Genomic DNA, 16,556 nt, shown 5'->3' on the forward strand with positions numbered 1-16,556 from the left:
GCTCTAAGCCTTTTTATCATATGAGGATAGCGTTTATGTCATACAAGCATCGAGCTGGACAGTCACAAATACCAAGCACGCGGTACGCTGGTGCAAAGCAATCTGGTGGGCGTAAGCTTGTAACCGCAATGCTCGCAGCATTACCCATGTTTGCAATCATAGGGGCGACCGCAGGCCTGAGTGGCTGCGGTTTTCAGCTGCGCGGTTATGACACCCCTATGCTCCTCAATGACAGCAAGACAGCCGTCATTATCGAAGACAATCGCACCTCATTTCCGCTGAAACTACCATTGACACGTCGCCTAACCACGTTAGGTGTCGATGTCATTGATAACATGACAGTAGATGATGTAATTCGCAGTAACCAACAAGCTGACGCCCAAAATATCTCAGCAATCGATATCAGTAACGTACGCTTTAAACGTTATGAGTTGGTGGGCGTATTGACAGAGATTCGCTTGGTACTCTCCGCCGATGTCAGCTACCAAACGATCGAGAATGGCAAGCCCGTCACGCTTACCAATCCCATTCAAGTCGAGCGTAGCTATCAGTACAATGAAGCCTCCGTCAGTACTGACGATCAGCAAGGCGACCAGATTCGTGATTGGCTCTATGACAGCTTAGCACGCCGTATCACGGATCAATATGTGGCGATTTCTCTACCGAAAGTTGCACCTGCTGCCAAGCAGTCTGTACTGATGAATAAAGGCGCAACGCCAACGGTTGTTGTCGTACCCGAGAAGTAACTTTTAACAAATACTGTTATGAAGCTCTACCATTTGCAGTTATTTAAGTATGAAGAACAACGAGTGTACGCACTAACTTAGTTAGCTAAGCAAGTTCGACAGCGCTCGTCACATTTTTGCAAATACTATCACCTGCTTACCAACCTGTGTCTTACCACGCTATGCAAAATACCTTTATACAAGCTTATCCAAAACTACTGCAGCCTTCGGTTTCGGTAGCGGGCTTGTGGCTGGCGCATGGTGATGAGCCATTACTCAGTCAATGGCTGATTGATGCGCTGCGTCCGCATTGGCGCGCGCAAAACTACGCCATCAAGCGCATAGAGCTAATATCAGTGAAGAGTTGGCAAGAAGTATTGTCAGAGCTTGGTAGCCAGTCTTTGTTCGATGATGCCAGTGCGGTAATCGTGACTGGCAATCATAAACCTGATAAAGCGGTTATTGCTGAGCTTGAGCGCTTTGCGGTCGACGCACAAACAGGTGCGCACAGTCATAGTGTCCTATGGCTAACACCCAAGCAAGACAAACGCAGTCAGAGCAGTAAATGGTTTGCCCCTTTTGCTCAATATGGCAATGTCATTGATTGCAATTTATACAATGAGCAGCAGCGCCAGCAGTTGTTGCAGATACAGGCTCAGAAGTTTGGATTACGACTGTCACAAGAAGCGTGGCAGCTACTAATGTCACACACTGAGCACCATCTACTCAGTGCTTATCAAACGCTATGGCGACTGTCTTATCTGTTTGCACCGCAATTAGCCGCTAGTCATAGTGATGAAGATAACGACCAATCCACTAACTTTACGCAGCCAGTAAACAACGTGGCACTGGACATCAAAGACTTGCAAGCCGCTTTGGTCAGTGACGCTCAATTTAGTGTGTTTGATTTGTCTGATGCGATGCTCGCGGGTAATAGCACGCAGGTTGCCAAAATCATGTTTCAGCTAAAGTCGACCGATGAGCCAACGACTTTAGTTTTATGGGCAATCAGTAAAGACATGCGACAAATTATACAACTGATGGATGGACAAGACCCACAAGCATTAGGCATTTGGCGTAGTAAACAAGGATTATACCAGCAAGCTTGCCGTCGTCAGTCCAAGTCTCAAACCGCCGAGTGGCCTGCCCTGCTCTATCGCTGTGACCAAGCCATTAAAGGCCTAATCCGCCAGCCAGCATGGGAGCTGTTATTGCAAGCAGCATTAGAGTTAGCAGGTAAGCGCTTGTTTGCGATGCGATAGTCCTTCGTTATAGCCAATCGTCATTCACCATCACTTCCTATGATTTTTTTTATTAAGCAGTATTTTAAAGCCCTTTCCCTTCCTACCTCTTATCATATAAACCCTCCCCCTATTTCCAACCATTAGTAGCCACTTATTTTCTGTCGTGTTATTTGTTCTAAACAAGCCTTAACCTTTCGTAAACTAATTATCATTCCCTTTTGCACATGAAGTCTCTACTATATCTACACTTGATTTAATTGTGATTGGATTGTTGTCATGCGCAAAATGAGCAAAAAGTCTGCTATTAAATGGGGCGTTATCGCCTTAGTCGTCGTAGCGCTAGGGGCTTTAGCCTATACTTTCTTAAAACCAAAAGAGACCACCCCCAACTATCTGACCGCGACAGCTGAGATTGGTGATATTGAAAACAATGTCATGGCGTCTGGTAAGGTCAAAGCTTTAAATACCGTTGATGTCGGCGCGCAGGTATCTGGCGAAGTAAAACGCTTGTACGTTGAAGTTGGTGATGAGGTACAACAAGGTGATTTGATCGCACAGATTGATCAAGTGACCCAAAAAAACAACCTGAGCAACGAACAAGCCAGCCTTGAACAAAGTGTGGCCGCTATCCAAAGCGCACAAGCAGAATCGTTAAGCAAACAAGCCAGCCTAAAAAGCGCGTATGCCGATCTTGCCAGTCGTCAATCTGAGCTCAAGCAAGCGCAATCTGATTTTGCGCGTTTGCAAGATTTAGTCGCTATCGATGCCATCTCCCAGCAGGAATATGACACACAAGCGACTAGCGTTGAGACTGCAAAAGCAGCCGTTGCCAATGCTCGTGCTGCCATCGACACGGCCAAAGCCGCGATTGCGACCACAGAGGCCAATATCAATAGCCAACAGGCGGCGCTACGTAAGTCACAGACCAACGTCAGCACAGCTGAAGAAGATCTGAGCTATACCACGATCCGTGCCCCAATATCAGGTACAGTCGTATCGATCACAACGGAGCAAGGCACCACCGTCAATGCAAATCAGACCGCACCAACCATCGTCACATTAGCAGACCTATCGACCGTGCGTATCAATGCGCAAATCTCCGAAGCAGACGTTATCAACGTCAACGCAGGTATGCCCGTATATTTCAATATCATCGGTAACCCTGACCAAAAATTTGACTCTGTTCTCAAAGCCATCGAACCTGCTCCTGAGCAAATCAGTGACACCAGCTCAACCGATTCTGCTATCTATTATGTTGGCTATATCGAAGTACCCAACACCGATCGCCGCTTTCGTATTGACATGACGGCACAGGTTTATGTCGTGATCAATCAAGCAAAAAACGTCTTGCTCATTCCTGCTGCTGCCCTACAGCCTATCGGCAAAACCGAAAAATCAGTCACCACTAACGATGATCCAAATGCAAAAACAGCCAAAGTTCGTGTCTTGAAAGCGGATGGCAGTGTGGCTGAACAAGTGGTCAAGACAGGTATCAACAACCGCGTCGATGTACAGATCTTAAGCGGCTTGAATAAAGGCGATGAGGTGATACTGAGTGAAGAAGGACCACAAAAAGGCGGTAAAGGTGGAAGACCGTTTTAATACCTAAGTAGATAAACCAGTGTCCAATCATGATAGATAAGCGTTTTATAATTTTATATAAGTCATTATATAAGCAGTACTGATATAGGCAGCATCGTAGATGAACACCAAAAGCCCCAACCCTAATGCCGCAGCAGACACTCCATTGATGCAGGTCAAAGGGCTGATCAGAGAGTTTAAAGCTGGTGAACAAAACATTCGCGTGCTCCATGATATCGACTTGACCATCAATCAAGGCGAGATGGTCGCTATCATCGGCCAATCAGGCTCCGGTAAGTCAACCTTGATGAATATCTTGGGCTGCTTGGATCAAGCAACGGCTGGTGAATATAAAATATATGGTCAATCGGTCAGTCGCTTAGACGCTGATGAACTGGCAAAACTGCGCCGCGAGCATTTTGGTTTTATCTTTCAGCGCTATCATCTGCTCGGCGATATTAGTGCCAGAGATAACGTCTCCGTCCCTGCGGTATATGCAGGAATGGACGGTCAAACTCGTAGTGATCGTGCCGAAAAACTCCTAGCAGACTTAGGATTGGCAGAAAAGGTCAATAACCGTCCAAACCAGCTCTCAGGTGGGCAGCAGCAGCGTGTATCTATTGCGCGAGCGCTGATGAACGGTGGCGATATTATCCTTGCGGATGAGCCAACAGGTGCGCTGGACAGCAAGTCTGGTGAAGATGTGATGAAAATACTACATGACCTTAATGATCAAGGTCATACCATCATCATGGTCACGCATGACCCCAAACTTGCGGCGCAAGCTGAGCGCGTGATTGAGCTCAAAGACGGTTACGTGATCGCTGATTATAAAACTGAGCATTATCAGCAGACCCATAATGAACCAGATCCTATTTTAGACAACAATCGCAAAAGTGTATTCAGTAGTTTTATTGATCGCCTGCTCGAAGCATTCAAAATGTCCTTACTCGCGATGCGCGCTCATAAGATGCGTACTCTGCTGACAATGCTCGGTATTATTATCGGTATCGCTTCAGTCGTATCAGTGGTTGGGCTTGGTAAAGGCTCACAGGCGCAAATTTTAGAAAATATCAGTGCGCTTGGCACCAATACCATTACCATTAGTGACGGTTATCCTTACGGTGACCCAAGGCGTCAGTACAATGATGATAACCTAACCCCGCAAGACGCTGAGGCCGTCGAAAACCAGCCTTATGTCATTAGCGTCAGCCCACAGCTCGATAGCAACATGAATGTGCGCTACCGCAATATACAGGAGGCAGCCAGTGTCAGCGGCGTTGGTAAAGACTACCTGACCGTCAGTGGTGAGACGCTAACACAAGGTCAAGGCTTTGATGCGCAAAGTATCGACCGCCGTATGCAGGACATCATTATTGATGACAGTGCCAAGCGAACCTTTTTTCCAGACAATGCCAACCCCATCGGCGAAGTGCTGCTCATCGGTAGCGTACCTGGACGTGTGATCGGTGTTCTTGCACCTAATGATGGTGGTTTTGGCCCCAGTGTCGACACACCGACGCTCTATATGCCCTATACCACGATGATGTCGCGGATCAAAGGCGGCTCGAACATCGAAAGCTTTGTGGCACTGATTGATGACAATATCTCTTCTTCCGCTGCTGAATCTGCTATCTCGCAATTGATGATAAGCCGTCACGGTACTGATGACTTTCGCATACGCAATTCAGACTCTATTCGCCAGACGATTGAGTCAACGACGACTGCCATGACTTTACTGATCTCATCCATTGCCATCATCTCCTTAGTCGTCGGCGGTATTGGCGTGATGAATATTATGCTAGTATCCGTCACTGAGCGTACCAATGAGATTGGCGTGCGTATGGCCGTTGGTGCGCGCCAGAGCGATATCATGCAGCAGTTCTTGATTGAGGCAGTCTTAGTTTGTATCTTGGGAGGTTTACTTGGGATTGGGCTGGCCTTCGCCATTGGTGAATTGATCAATCGTGTGGGCGGTGACAGTTTCAAGGTCATCTACTCACCGACTTCTATTATTGCCGCGTTTGTTTGCTCGACACTGATTGGCGTTATCTTCGGCTTCTTGCCTGCGCGTAATGCAGCAAAACTTGATCCCGTCGAGGCACTTTCTCGCGACTAACAAACAACGCCCAGTACTATTTGAGCAAATATTCAGGGCAAAATAATAGTTTAATGATAAAAAACTGAAAAAATATGTGATTTTACGAGAGATTTGCACTTTTTTTCTGATGTGGGGTTGTAATTGTCAGAATTATATATATAATGTGCTCTCACGTTTAGGGATACAAACACTTTAAACGTTAGGGCTGTTAGCTCAGTTGGTAGAGCAGTTGACTTTTAATCAATTGGTCCCGCGTTCGAGTCGCGGACAGCCCACCATATTTTAGTTTGATCTTTGTTAATCGTTCTGCCCTATCCGGTAGTTGTTTAATGAAGTTAAGTTTAAAAAGTTCTTTAACTAGAATTTTTTCTTGCAGTAAAATGCAAACCTAGTTTGGATACAGTGTTTTTAGAACTTACGAAAATGTAAATTCTCTTGCACTCAGATGAAGTAGTACTTCATTTAATCCTCGCTTAGGGCTGTTAGCTCAGTTGGTAGAGCAGTTGACTTTTAATCAATTGGTCCCGCGTTCGAGTCGCGGACAGCCCACCATATTTGAAAAGCCCAGTTACTATCATAGTAACTGGGCTTTTTTTCGTCTGCACTTTCTGTTCTTTTTTTCATATCTACTTATGATGTCGCCGTTTAAAAAGTCGGAAGTTGCCTTTCTTACGCCATAGCAGTTTATGTCTGATCGTATCTTTAATCGTGCGCGGATATTTGGGTGCTTGAGCAATGAACTCATCAAACTCTACCCTACTCATCGCACGCTCTCGACCATGTGCCATCATTACTACTGATGGTTTTAAATCTCTTATTTTTTTTAACGATTGCTTATAGGCTTTGGGGTCATAAACAGGGAACGGCGCAACAAACTTATGGCGCAATTTAATGATGAGATCAGCCGTATATACTTGGCGACTGGGTAGATGAAGTAAAGACAAATCACGATCCGTATGTCCAGGCGTCTCTAATACTTGCCACTCATCGAACTCTGGGACAAGCTCACCGTCTGTGACAGTGATGTCTGGCTTAAGGCTTGCCGAATAATACAGATTTTTAAATGGGCGACCTTGCCGTCTAGCCACATAATACCCTAGATTTATATCGACAAAATGCATCGCTCGTCCACCAATACCGCCGTACCACTGATCTTTCTTGTCAGCAGAGACAATGAGACAACCTGTCTCTTGTCGAAACTTACGCGCACCGCCTGCATGATCTGGATGCATGTGTGTGACTACCACGACTTTTAGGTCGGTAATGGGTCGCTTTAGCGTTGATTTGATATAACCGAGTACCATCGGCACATCAGCACGGCAGCAGCCATCTAGTAGCATAATTTTATCTGGATACACCGCAAGGTAGCTGCTCTGAATATACCCCTCTAAACGTACAATCTCACACGAACTCATTTGTCATCCCTGATCATCTGATCCTAGTGTCTTTGTATTTTTAGTATAGCGGTAATCAATACAAAACAAATCGTTTTCAGTGAACGCTTGTGACCACCGTTTTGTATGATTTTCTCACAAAAAAACCCAGCGCTTAGGCTGGGTTTTCTACATTGAGCATTTACTTTATAGATTTAAAGCTTATGCCATCAATTACGCTATTAATTATGCCATCAATTACGCCAAGTCACGTACCTTTGGCTCGCGCTCCCATAGACGGGTCTTAGCATTTTCGATAAAACCAGCAACATCATCAAGTGGCGTCACAAACGCATCTTTTTCGATAGGCAATTTGCTCAAGATGTGTTCTTCAGTCGCAGGGCAATAAGCAATCGCTTTGCAATGTGCGTAAGCATCATTGAACCAATCTAGTGCTGCGCTGTCCATGGCCAGCTTTTTGGCTGGTGGATGCATGATGATACTGACCACAGCATCAAAGAGCACAGAAGGGCCACCAGCAAGACGCTCGTCCGCTTGAATGTGCGTGCCATCGTCTAACGTCACTTCTTTATTAGGCGCGACGATCTTGACGCTAGCACCAGCTTCGATAGCGGCTTGTTCAAACTTCTTGACTTCACTATGGCTAGAACCTTCAGCAACTAAGATACCGACTAAGCGGCCTTTTAGGCTCTTCGGTGAGATACCGATAGTTTGCAGCGCTTTTGACGTGCCTAGATCCTGTACAGGTGCAGCGGCATCAGCAGGCTCTGGTAATTCCATACCAAGCGCACTCGCCACACGATTAGCCAAGTCTTCATCGATATGCGGCAGATGGCTGAGCATACGAGTACGTACATGTGCAGTATCTACTTTACCAAGCTCAAACGCGTAAGCAGAGGCAATATGTGCTTGTCCTGCCTCTGTCTGGCTGCGATAGAACATGCGCGGCTGACTGTAATGATCGGCAAAGCTTTCGGCACGGATGCGACCTTTAACGCCATCATCCATCTGCTCTTGGAATGAGGCATACCCGCGTTTGGCGCTTTCACGTGGGCGTGTTGGATCAAGGCTTTGTGGTTCGTACATCACGCGCGTCTTAGGCACCTGCATTTGCATGTGACCATCTTGCTGGTTGTTGGCAAACGGGCATTTTGGCGCATTGATTGGAATTTGCGCAAAGTTTGGTGAGCCCAAACGTGACAACTGCGTATCTAGATAACTAAATAGACGACCTTGAAGTAAAGGATCGTTACTGTAGTCGATACCAGGAATTACGTGTGATGGACAGAATGCGACTTGTTCTGTCTCTGCAAAGAAATTATCTACATTGCGATTCAAAACCATTTTACCAATGATTTTCACTGGTACTGTCTCTTCTGGAATAAGCTTGGTGGCATCTAAGTGGTCAAACGGGAAGTTGTCCGCTTCTTCTTCGGTGAATAACTGAACACCAAATTCCCACTCAGGATACATCTCGTTGTCGATTGACTCGAACAAGTCACGGCGATGATAATCAGGATCTGCGCCAGAGATTTTTACCGCTTCGTCCCATGTGGTTGACTGTACGCCAAGTACTGGCTTCCAATGGAAACGTACAAAGGTGCTCTTACCGTCTTTGTTAATCAAACGATAGCTGTGAATACCAAAGCCTTCCATCATACGCAAGCTACGTGGCAGGCCACGATCACTCATGAGCCAAATTAGGTTATGCATGGTTTCAGGACTGAGCGAAACGAAATCCCAGAACGTATCATGGGCAGACGCGGCTTGCGGAAATCCGCGATCTGGCTCAGGCTTAACTGCATGAATCAAATCTGGGAATTTGATGGCATCTTGGATAAAGAAGATGGGCATGTTGTTACCAACGATGTCCCAGTTACCCTCTTCGGTATAGACTTTTACAGAAAACCCGCGTACATCACGTGGCGTGTCTTTTGAGCCTTTGTTACCAGCAACCGTAGAAAAACGGGTAAAGAGTGGCGTCTGCTTACCAGTTTCAGTCAAAATTTTGGCCGTCGTATACTCTTCTAATGACTCGGTCAACTCAAAATAGCCATGTGCTGCACTACCGCGAGCATGGACAATACGCTCAGGGATACGCTCATGGTCAAAATGATTGATCTTTTCACGCAGTACAAAATCTTCTAAGAGCGTAGGACCACGTGCGCCTGCTTTTAGTGAGTTTTGATTGTCAGAGATAGGCACGCCTTGTTGGGTGGTCAATACTTTGGTGTCATCGCCTGCGCGTTGGTGGGTTTCACCACCATTACCACGCTCAGCATTCATGTCTTTGGCTGGGTCGGTATGATCGATATTATTATTCATAAAACATCCTAGCTAATGAGTAAAATAGTCTCTTCTAAGACCATTAAAAATGTGCTTACACAGGTGTTGTATCCTTTGGGATAATACTGACTTCATCTGTCGATTATTTGTCTGTGCTGCTGCATGACCAATTATTAAAAAAGATAAAGGAATAAAAGGCATACGGCTTATCTTACCCAAAAACTAAGTCGCTTATAGTTGCGTATATAGTGAACCTTGTTGATGTTTGGTTAAAGTTTACGTGCGCAGTCACTCAACCGCTTGACGACTTTTTAGCGAGCCTAAACGTTAACAATCCAGTCTTGTAATGTAGTTATTCTTTAAGGTATGCTTTTATGGCGTACTAGAGATCATCGATAAATAACATTGGCATGGTTTTTAGCCATATATTTATCTCTTTTTTATATAACTATAAGGCTATCGACTATGTTACCAACTTCGAATTTCTCGTCCAAAAAACCTTACCACTCCTTATTGATGGGTGCATCAATGGGTCTCATGGCATTGACTGTCAGCCAAACAGCAGCCGCTATCACGACCAAGAACATCACTTATACAGTGGATGACCAAGCGTACGAAGGCTATTACGCCAAAGCAGATAAGCCCAATGCCCCTTTTATCTTATTGATTCATGACTGGGATGGTCTAACCGACTATGAGCGCAAACGTGCTGATATGCTAGCGGATGAAGGTTACAACGTACTGGCCGCAGACATGTTTGGACAAGGCATTCGTCCGACCTCTGTCGAGGAAAACAAACGCTTAACAGGCGAATTGTATGACGATCGCAACAAAATGCGCCGCATACTACAAGGTGCATTGAATGCTGGACGACTGGAGGGCAATGATGTGCGTAACGGCACGACCATGGGATATTGTTTCGGTGGTACGGTTACATTAGAGTTAGCACGTTCAGGCTTCCCGCAAAAAGCCTTTGTCCCTTTCCATGGAGCCTTTGATATTCCAACGGGTCAAAGTTATGACAAGACTACTGGCGAGATATTGGTATTCCACGGATCAGCTGACCAGTCTGTCTCTCTAGAGAGCTTTGCGACTCTGGGCAAAACGCTAGAAGCGGCAAAAGTTCCTCATGAAATGGTCACTTACAGCGGCGCACCCCATGCCTTTAGCGTATTTGGCAGTGACAGATATGATGCCCGTGCCGATGAACGCTCTTGGAAACGTTATTTAGACTTCTTATCAGATGAGTATAAATAATCTAATCGTATAAAAATATCAGTCACCATATAAGCAATGCAAAAAAAAGACACCTCAACGAATCATCAGTGAAGTGTCTTTTTACGTTTTTAATCATTTACTACTTCTGAAAAACCAATAGCTGATTATTGGCAGGCATCGCGTACGTTTTGCTAAGCGTTAGATGATGAATATTTGCTAAATTTACAATGTCTTCTTTATGACGGATACCACTGTCAGAATTACCTTGCCTTAGCATCGCATCAAATCGCTGGTTGCCCGCGCTGGTATAGTTACCATGCTCGTTAAATGGGCCATAGACAATGAGCTTGCCGTCCACAGGTAACGCATCACCAGCCAGTACAAACAACCGTTCAACTAAGGCCCAGCTGATGATATGTAGCGTATTGGCCGTAAATATCGCATCATAGGGCTTGGCTATATTGCTATTTGCTAACTGACTATTGATAGGTACAGAATCATAAGCCAAATCAAACGCTAATGGCAGAGATAGATTGGGCGCAGGATAAGCATGATACCAAGCTGCTATATGACGGTGATTGCTCGTGACATCGCTGGTTTGCCACTGTATCTCAGGTAAACGAGGAGCAAAGTAAACACTGTGCTGACCCGTTCCAGAGCCAATCTCTAGCACGTGCGTAAAGCCTTGCAGCTCGTTTTGCAATACTTCTAGAATAGGCTGCTTATTGTTCTCACACGCTTGAGAGAATGGCAACGCGTCGATATCCACTTCACTGTTTAGATAATCGTTTTGCATTGATACGCTCCTTCGACTGCCCGTTACGTTTGCAGTATATTTCGCGAATCACTGGCAAAATATGCTACTAATAAATACCTGCCTCAACGCCAGCGGCTAACGTCATGGCAAGCTCTTCTACTTGTTCGGTAAAGCTGTCTTGCCAATCGCCTTGTAGGATCAGCGCCTCTTGAATCCATGACCACCGCAGCCCTGTCGTAATCGTCTTCATCGCAAGCTTGGTACCCGTACCATCATGTCCTGCACGTATATATAACGCAAATGGCATGCCTTGCTTCTCTTCCAACACTGGATAATAACAGCGATCAAAGAAGTCTTTGGTCAGCCCTGCCATATACGCTAGATTTTCAGTCGTGCCGATCAGTAGCGCATTAGCAGCCAACACGTCTTCAGGCTGCGTGTCCTGCGGCGACTTCAAAATGACATTGATATCTATATCAGGATGATTGGCACCAGCATACGCCGCTTGCGCCAACTTCTCAGTGTTGGGCGACGGCGCATGAGCGACAATCAATAACGTTTTTGTCATGGTTTTAAAGGCCACGAGCGGTACGGAACGTTAAGTTCTGCGTGATATCAGGGTGGATGCTGTTGGCGACTGGGCAAGTCAATGCGGTGTTATAAAAGATGGTTTGCGTTCTATCATCAAGTTCCTTATTAAAAGTCACGATGATATGGATCTCACTCACGCGTCTTGGATCAGCGGCCATAACTTTAGTCACTTCAGCCGTGGTGCCTGCAAGGTCGATATCCATGTCACGGGCTTTGATGCCCATGATGGTGAGCATACAACTGGCCAAACTGGTCGCTAGCAAATCAGTTGGTGAAAACGCTTCGCCCTTGCCTTGATTGTCCGTTGGGGCATCGGTGATGATTTCATTGTTTGATTGCAAGTGAATGGCGGTGGTACGCAAATCGCCTTGGTAGGTTACTTTTGATGTGGTCATGGGTGTTCTCTTTAATGGTTGTTATTTTTAAATTACTTTTCTTTAGAACGTTCGAGCAGCTTACTAGTAAAAATAAGAGTACTACGGCTTAACATGTTAAAGAGTGAAGCTTTCTGATTAGGAGCTCTATACAACAGGGGCAACACAAATACTATAAAGTATAAAGTATAAAGTATAAGCTAAAATAACTTACTACGTAATTTTTTCATAACCTTCTAACCAATGTTCTAATCCAAGACATTGCTGTCTCGATAGCCCAATCAGTTTGTGGAATAGAAAGTATAGGCATTGGCTCACTACCAGGCCCATGACCCAAAGTGTTTCTTACCTTACGAAAATAATCTTTAAGGATCTCAGCTTCCCAAGGATCTATATATCTCCCATTATGTTTACTTACAAGGTTATCTATATAGTTTGCAGCTCCTTTTTCATTTCCTAAAGTCCACCCTTTTTGATCTGACACTATTTTTATTGCACTTTCTAGCGCCTTAGCAGCAAATAGCGCTGGATCTTTGTGATTTGAATCTCTACGATCCAAAGCTTCTTTAATATCTATATCAACATTCCTCCAAAGCGGATCAGATACAATACTCCAAAATGGTTTAGCTATATTTTTTTCAATAACTCCATCAGCAGAAATTTGAATAAAGCCATTATGTAATGTTAGTGGTGCTTTTGCACGACGAAATCGCTCGTTAACTTCCTCAACTTGAGCTGCATATGTATCATTCAAGGTCTGATTCAATGCTATTAATCGGTCAGCTCTACTATCCACCTTCCACATACTACTTCTAGAAGTTGCATCACGTATTTTCATTTCTGATATTGATTGAGGTAGACTTGCATTAGCAGCTCCTAACTCTTCATATCGTATACGCATTGCTAGTTCAATAAAACTGAGGCGCTCCTTTACGAATCTGTCTGGATCATTTAATTCAGAAGAAAAGTTAGATTTAATAAATTTTTCGCAGGCATAATCCCAACCAAAGAAACCATTTACAGGTACAGACTGTCCAAGGTGATTCTTCTTAGTAAATGAATAGTACCTGCTAGAAAGCTCATCTACTCCAAGCTCTCTAGATAAAGTATTATGCAAATTCTTCCATTTTTCTTTGTTAAGCTCAATAGGATTTCCATTCGAATCATAGTAAGGAATTACCTCTTTTACGACACCAAATAACTGATTAAGAAGGCGTTGATCAATTTCGGAAAACGTCTGCCAAATGGGAAAATTTAAATATCTATAAGCAAAAATATCTGTGAGCATTTAACTATTATTCCAAATTATAGGGTGGGTCGCTAAGTTGCTTGATAATATATAGTCCTATGAGTTTAGCGCTAAAGTGACAGATCAACAATATAACGATAAGAACTGCATTACAAACTTTTCAAACCTATAGATAAGTTTTTAGAGTTAAAACTCTTGCACAAAAAAGTCACTTGGCTAATAAGTTAAGTGACTTTTCAGATATAAAAGGCTAAAGACAATCTAATCTCACATCAACCAATCAAAAAATTTTATGTATCTAGCATTCACTCTCAAACCCTTTACCCCACCTACAAACCACCTGTGATATCTAAGAAATTGCCAGTCGAAAAGGAAGATTTATCTGACGCCAGCCAATAAATTGCTTCGGCGACCTCTTCAGGCTGTCCACCTCTTTGTAGTGGGATCACCGTCTGTAATCGCGCTACTCTTTCTGGCTCTCCGCCATCAGCATGCATATCAGTGTAAATCAGTCCTGGACGGACACAATTAACCCGAATGCCTTCAGCCGCAACTTCCAATGATAAGCCTTTCGTTAAGGTATCAATAGCGCCTTTCGATGCGGCATAGTCGATGTATTCATTCGGTGAGCCTGAGCGCGCTGCTCCAGAAGATACATTCACAATCACCCCTCCCAAGCCGCCGTGCCGAGTAGACATGCGTTTTACCGCTTCTCTACAACACAAAAAATAGCTGGTAACATTGTTTGTGAGTATGGCGCTTATTCTATCGGCAGTCATATCTTCTAAACGGGATTGTTTCTTTAAAATACCAGCGTTGTTCACTAGTACGGATAGTGTACCTAGTACTTTATCAACGGTGGAGAACATGCGGCTGACGTCTTCTTCAGAAGACACATCAGCCTGAACCGTAATGCACTTTCCACCATCAGCAGTGATCGTATCAGCCAGTTTGTTAGCTGCTTCTGAGTTAGATTTATAGTTGATCGCTACCGCGTAACCTTGCTTAGCAAATAGCCTCGCTGTGTCAGCGCCAATGCCTCGACCACCACCTGTGATGAGTGCCACTTTTTGAGTGCTCATAACGCTATCCTTGATCTATCATTTTATGCATGAATTCGAAGTGACGCATAACGCTCATATTTTAGACTGATTTGTAGTAAGATGAGCGAATCCTTTCAAAGTCGGATTTAATATGGTGCTATGAAAGACTACCTTTCTTCCCACTTACTCTCTACAAGGTTATACGCCTGATCATTATCATGAGGCGCAATGTTTGCCTTTAACTGAAACGACTCTCCACCCATCTCTTTCCAGCACACTGAAAACCATTGGATAAGCTCGTCGATCGCGATACTCCATAGGTCAAAGTCTTCATCCTCATTGATATACTTCTCTTCAAGCTCATAAGGGTAGACATGCTCTATCTCTAACAACTCTGGATCAACAGGCGAAGGGTATTGGGCTTCACCATTGACATAAACAAAGTGCTCAGAATCATCTGAATCCATAAAAAAAGCCCTAACTGGAAACCCTTGTGTAAACCCATCGGCAAATATCTCAAACTCTAGACTGACCACTTCTTTTGGATAGTTATATTCGATTAACTCTTTTAAAACGGGCTTTATACTCGCGGTGAGTCTGTTTAGATATTCTTGGACTTTCTCTGAGAATTCTTGCTCGATGTTCATTCTTTTCCCTTTATATAATGCTGTGTTAAGCGGATTCTATTATCATTTAGAACGTGAAATATTGACTTTATATTATTTGTCTACACAAAGCTTCAAAGTCAGTCTTCATCGGTTTAAGCCATCATTTATGACTTTTCATGTTCACTTGCAAACAGGATGAAATAACAAAAACCTAGTCCTAAAATATTAGTAGTAACGGGGTTGAATGCGCCCACCAAGTATTTTGGGCTTGATAGACCGACGAAAAGTAATAATAAGCATAGCGTTACCGCTGCTATATACACAGGAAGATTCGATTTTTTTAAGAATATGATTAGGCAACCTAAAATTATTTCACCAATACCAGCTAATGGAGAGGCAATACTAGCGGGGATACTAAAACCACTCAGCGAAACCAAATCCACTTCAACCGCACTTAACCACAATATTTTGGGTACTAAGCCATGATAAATGAACAAAAATCCTAATAGTAATCTACTAATAAACGAGATATGAGAAAGCTTATCGTTCTGCATCTAAGAAGCGCGCCTCATGGTCTGGCGATGGTAAAGTACAATAGTCATATTTACCGAAAAGACTATAACGATTTAAAGCAATCCGGTCATACATCCAATCACGTAACGGCTTTGGAATAACCTTAAAAATGCAAACTATTTTCCAAGGATAGCCCAGCTGAGTCATTATTTGAAAAAATGCTTCACTTTTTTGAAAGGACTGATTGCCCTCTACATAGAGCATAGTCTCATAAGACTCAGAGGGTAGACCGAAATGAAGAAGTATCTGTTTGCCTTCTTTTGATTGCACACTGCACAACTTAAAAACGCGCTGTCGATCATGCTTGATAATGAAATTGCTCCACGCATTGCAGAGTTTACAAACACCATCAAATAGAATGACTTTGTCTGAAACACCAATATTAGGAGGGAGTTTGTCAATACTCATCTTTTTACTCTGTTAAATAATCACTTATTGTTGAGTAAATTTAACACTAATAAGGGTAAGCAACAATCTAAATGTAAAAGTAGAGTGTGGTCTGATGAGTTTTAATGATAGATAGCGAAAATTAGGCAGAGAGCAAGTATAAGAGTAAAAAGATGCAATAACATGGGATATGCATAGAGAAAGTAACTAATAGAGATAACTAATGAGGTTGACTAGGGCAGAAACAAAACTATAGACAAAGAAAAGCCCCCTCTGCATTAGCGAAGGGGGCTTTTACTTAGAATAGAGAGCTGACGATGACCTACTCTCACATGGGCGAACCACACTACCATTGGCGCAACGATGTTTCACTTCTGAGTTCGGGAAGGGATCAGGTGGGGCCATCGCGCTATTGTCGTCAGCAA

Annotated in this window: 15 protein-coding genes, 2 tRNA genes and 1 rRNA gene; 7 read left to right on the forward strand and 11 right to left on the reverse strand. The window is 43.9% G+C overall.

The window, feature by feature from the left end; genetic code table 11:
- The first annotated feature begins 35 nt into the window (after positions 1 to 35).
- The 6 genes from JMX83_RS12215 (at position 36) to JMX83_RS12240 (ending at position 6,203) form a co-directional block, all read left to right on the forward strand.
- Positions 36 to 746: an LPS-assembly lipoprotein LptE gene (locus JMX83_RS12215; RefSeq protein WP_227675853.1), complete on the forward strand. Its 711-nt coding sequence runs from the start codon at positions 36 to 38 to the stop codon at positions 744 to 746.
- A 161-nt stretch (positions 747 to 907) separates the two neighbouring features.
- Complete coding sequence (locus tag JMX83_RS12220) at positions 908 to 1,987, forward strand: DNA polymerase III subunit delta (protein WP_201602178.1); 1,080 nt, start codon at positions 908 to 910, stop codon at positions 1,985 to 1,987.
- Between the two features lie 258 nt (positions 1,988 to 2,245).
- Positions 2,246 to 3,571, forward strand: a complete 1,326-nt coding sequence (locus tag JMX83_RS12225; RefSeq protein WP_201602181.1) for an efflux RND transporter periplasmic adaptor subunit — start codon at positions 2,246 to 2,248, stop codon at positions 3,569 to 3,571.
- 100 nt (positions 3,572 to 3,671) lie between these two features.
- On the forward strand, positions 3,672 to 5,669 hold the full coding sequence (locus JMX83_RS12230) for a MacB family efflux pump subunit (RefSeq protein WP_201602183.1): 1,998 nt from the start codon (positions 3,672 to 3,674) through the stop codon (positions 5,667 to 5,669).
- A gap of 184 nt (positions 5,670 to 5,853) precedes the next feature.
- Positions 5,854 to 5,929: transfer RNA gene (locus tag JMX83_RS12235), tRNA-Lys, on the forward strand.
- Between the two features lie 198 nt (positions 5,930 to 6,127).
- Positions 6,128 to 6,203 (forward strand) — tRNA-Lys (locus JMX83_RS12240).
- A 74-nt stretch (positions 6,204 to 6,277) separates the two neighbouring features.
- Here JMX83_RS12240 and JMX83_RS12245 read toward each other — a convergent pair.
- Positions 6,278 to 7,066: an MBL fold metallo-hydrolase gene (locus JMX83_RS12245; protein ID WP_201602185.1), complete on the reverse strand. Its 789-nt coding sequence runs from the start codon at positions 7,064 to 7,066 to the stop codon at positions 6,278 to 6,280.
- Positions 7,067 to 7,282: 216 nt separating this feature from the next.
- Positions 7,283 to 9,370, reverse strand: a complete 2,088-nt coding sequence (locus JMX83_RS12250; RefSeq protein ID WP_201602187.1) for a catalase — start codon at positions 9,368 to 9,370, stop codon at positions 7,283 to 7,285.
- Between the two features lie 426 nt (positions 9,371 to 9,796).
- Here JMX83_RS12250 and JMX83_RS12255 point away from each other — a divergent pair, with 426 nt between their 5' ends.
- The gene (locus JMX83_RS12255) at positions 9,797 to 10,588 is read left to right on the forward strand and encodes a dienelactone hydrolase family protein (RefSeq protein ID WP_201602189.1); all 792 of its coding nucleotides are present in this window, start codon (positions 9,797 to 9,799) and stop codon (positions 10,586 to 10,588) included.
- 100 nt (positions 10,589 to 10,688) lie between these two features.
- Here JMX83_RS12255 and JMX83_RS12260 read toward each other — a convergent pair whose 3' ends face one another.
- From JMX83_RS12260 to rrf, 9 genes are all read right to left on the reverse strand, one after another.
- The gene (locus JMX83_RS12260; protein ID WP_201602191.1) at positions 10,689 to 11,345 is read right to left on the reverse strand and encodes a DUF938 domain-containing protein; all 657 of its coding nucleotides are present in this window, start codon (positions 11,343 to 11,345) and stop codon (positions 10,689 to 10,691) included.
- Positions 11,346 to 11,412: 67 nt separating this feature from the next.
- Positions 11,413 to 11,874 carry a flavodoxin family protein gene (locus JMX83_RS12265; protein WP_201602193.1) on the reverse strand — a complete coding sequence of 154 codons (462 nt, stop codon included), beginning with the start codon at positions 11,872 to 11,874 and terminating at the stop codon, positions 11,413 to 11,415.
- A gap of 4 nt (positions 11,875 to 11,878) precedes the next feature.
- Positions 11,879 to 12,292, reverse strand: a complete 414-nt coding sequence (locus JMX83_RS12270; protein WP_201602195.1) for an OsmC family protein — start codon at positions 12,290 to 12,292, stop codon at positions 11,879 to 11,881.
- A gap of 205 nt (positions 12,293 to 12,497) precedes the next feature.
- Positions 12,498 to 13,559: an AbiJ-NTD4 domain-containing protein gene (locus JMX83_RS12275; protein ID WP_201602198.1), complete on the reverse strand. Its 1,062-nt coding sequence runs from the start codon at positions 13,557 to 13,559 to the stop codon at positions 12,498 to 12,500.
- Positions 13,560 to 13,849: 290 nt separating this feature from the next.
- Positions 13,850 to 14,602 (reverse strand): SDR family oxidoreductase, encoded by a 753-nt coding sequence (locus JMX83_RS12280; protein ID WP_201602201.1) that lies wholly within the window; start codon positions 14,600 to 14,602, stop codon positions 13,850 to 13,852.
- Positions 14,603 to 14,730: 128 nt separating this feature from the next.
- The gene (locus JMX83_RS12285) at positions 14,731 to 15,210 is read right to left on the reverse strand and encodes a hypothetical protein (protein WP_201602203.1); all 480 of its coding nucleotides are present in this window, start codon (positions 15,208 to 15,210) and stop codon (positions 14,731 to 14,733) included.
- Positions 15,211 to 15,335: 125 nt separating this feature from the next.
- On the reverse strand, positions 15,336 to 15,725 hold the full coding sequence (locus JMX83_RS12290; RefSeq protein ID WP_201602205.1) for a DoxX-like family protein: 390 nt from the start codon (positions 15,723 to 15,725) through the stop codon (positions 15,336 to 15,338).
- Positions 15,712 to 16,152 (reverse strand): thiol-disulfide oxidoreductase DCC family protein, encoded by a 441-nt coding sequence (locus JMX83_RS12295; RefSeq protein WP_201602207.1) that lies wholly within the window; start codon positions 16,150 to 16,152, stop codon positions 15,712 to 15,714. The genes JMX83_RS12290 and JMX83_RS12295 overlap by 14 nt, the downstream gene beginning before the upstream one ends.
- Before the next feature lie 288 nt (positions 16,153 to 16,440).
- Positions 16,441 to 16,554, reverse strand: a 5S ribosomal RNA gene (rrf, locus tag JMX83_RS12300).
- Positions 16,555 to 16,556: the final 2 nt, after the last annotated feature.

The sequence above is a fragment of the Psychrobacter piscatorii genome (assembly GCF_904846415.1).
GTDB classification, from domain to species: Bacteria; Pseudomonadota; Gammaproteobacteria; order Pseudomonadales; family Moraxellaceae; genus Psychrobacter; species Psychrobacter piscatorii.

Bases quoted from the DNA above. Each gene is read 5' to 3' on its own strand.
- JMX83_RS12215 (WP_227675853.1), top strand. From the start codon at position 36: ATGTCATACAAGCATCGAGCTGGACAGTCACAAATACCAAGCACGCGG.
- JMX83_RS12220 (WP_201602178.1), top strand. From the start codon at position 908: ATGCAAAATACCTTTATACAAGCTTATCCAAAACTACTGCAGCCTTCG.
- JMX83_RS12225 (WP_201602181.1), top strand. From the start codon at position 2,246: ATGCGCAAAATGAGCAAAAAGTCTGCTATTAAATGGGGCGTTATCGCC.
- JMX83_RS12230 (WP_201602183.1), top strand. From the start codon at position 3,672: ATGAACACCAAAAGCCCCAACCCTAATGCCGCAGCAGACACTCCATTG.
- JMX83_RS12245 (WP_201602185.1), bottom strand. From the start codon at position 7,066: ATGAGTTCGTGTGAGATTGTACGTTTAGAGGGGTATATTCAGAGCAGC.
- JMX83_RS12250 (WP_201602187.1), bottom strand. From the start codon at position 9,370: ATGAATAATAATATCGATCATACCGACCCAGCCAAAGACATGAATGCT.
- JMX83_RS12255 (WP_201602189.1), top strand. From the start codon at position 9,797: ATGTTACCAACTTCGAATTTCTCGTCCAAAAAACCTTACCACTCCTTA.
- JMX83_RS12260 (WP_201602191.1), bottom strand. From the start codon at position 11,345: ATGCAAAACGATTATCTAAACAGTGAAGTGGATATCGACGCGTTGCCA.
- JMX83_RS12265 (WP_201602193.1), bottom strand. From the start codon at position 11,874: ATGACAAAAACGTTATTGATTGTCGCTCATGCGCCGTCGCCCAACACT.
- JMX83_RS12270 (WP_201602195.1), bottom strand. From the start codon at position 12,292: ATGACCACATCAAAAGTAACCTACCAAGGCGATTTGCGTACCACCGCC.
- JMX83_RS12275 (WP_201602198.1), bottom strand. From the start codon at position 13,559: ATGCTCACAGATATTTTTGCTTATAGATATTTAAATTTTCCCATTTGG.
- JMX83_RS12280 (WP_201602201.1), bottom strand. From the start codon at position 14,602: ATGAGCACTCAAAAAGTGGCACTCATCACAGGTGGTGGTCGAGGCATT.
- JMX83_RS12285 (WP_201602203.1), bottom strand. From the start codon at position 15,210: ATGAACATCGAGCAAGAATTCTCAGAGAAAGTCCAAGAATATCTAAAC.
- JMX83_RS12290 (WP_201602205.1), bottom strand. From the start codon at position 15,725: ATGCAGAACGATAAGCTTTCTCATATCTCGTTTATTAGTAGATTACTA.
- JMX83_RS12295 (WP_201602207.1), bottom strand. From the start codon at position 16,152: ATGAGTATTGACAAACTCCCTCCTAATATTGGTGTTTCAGACAAAGTC.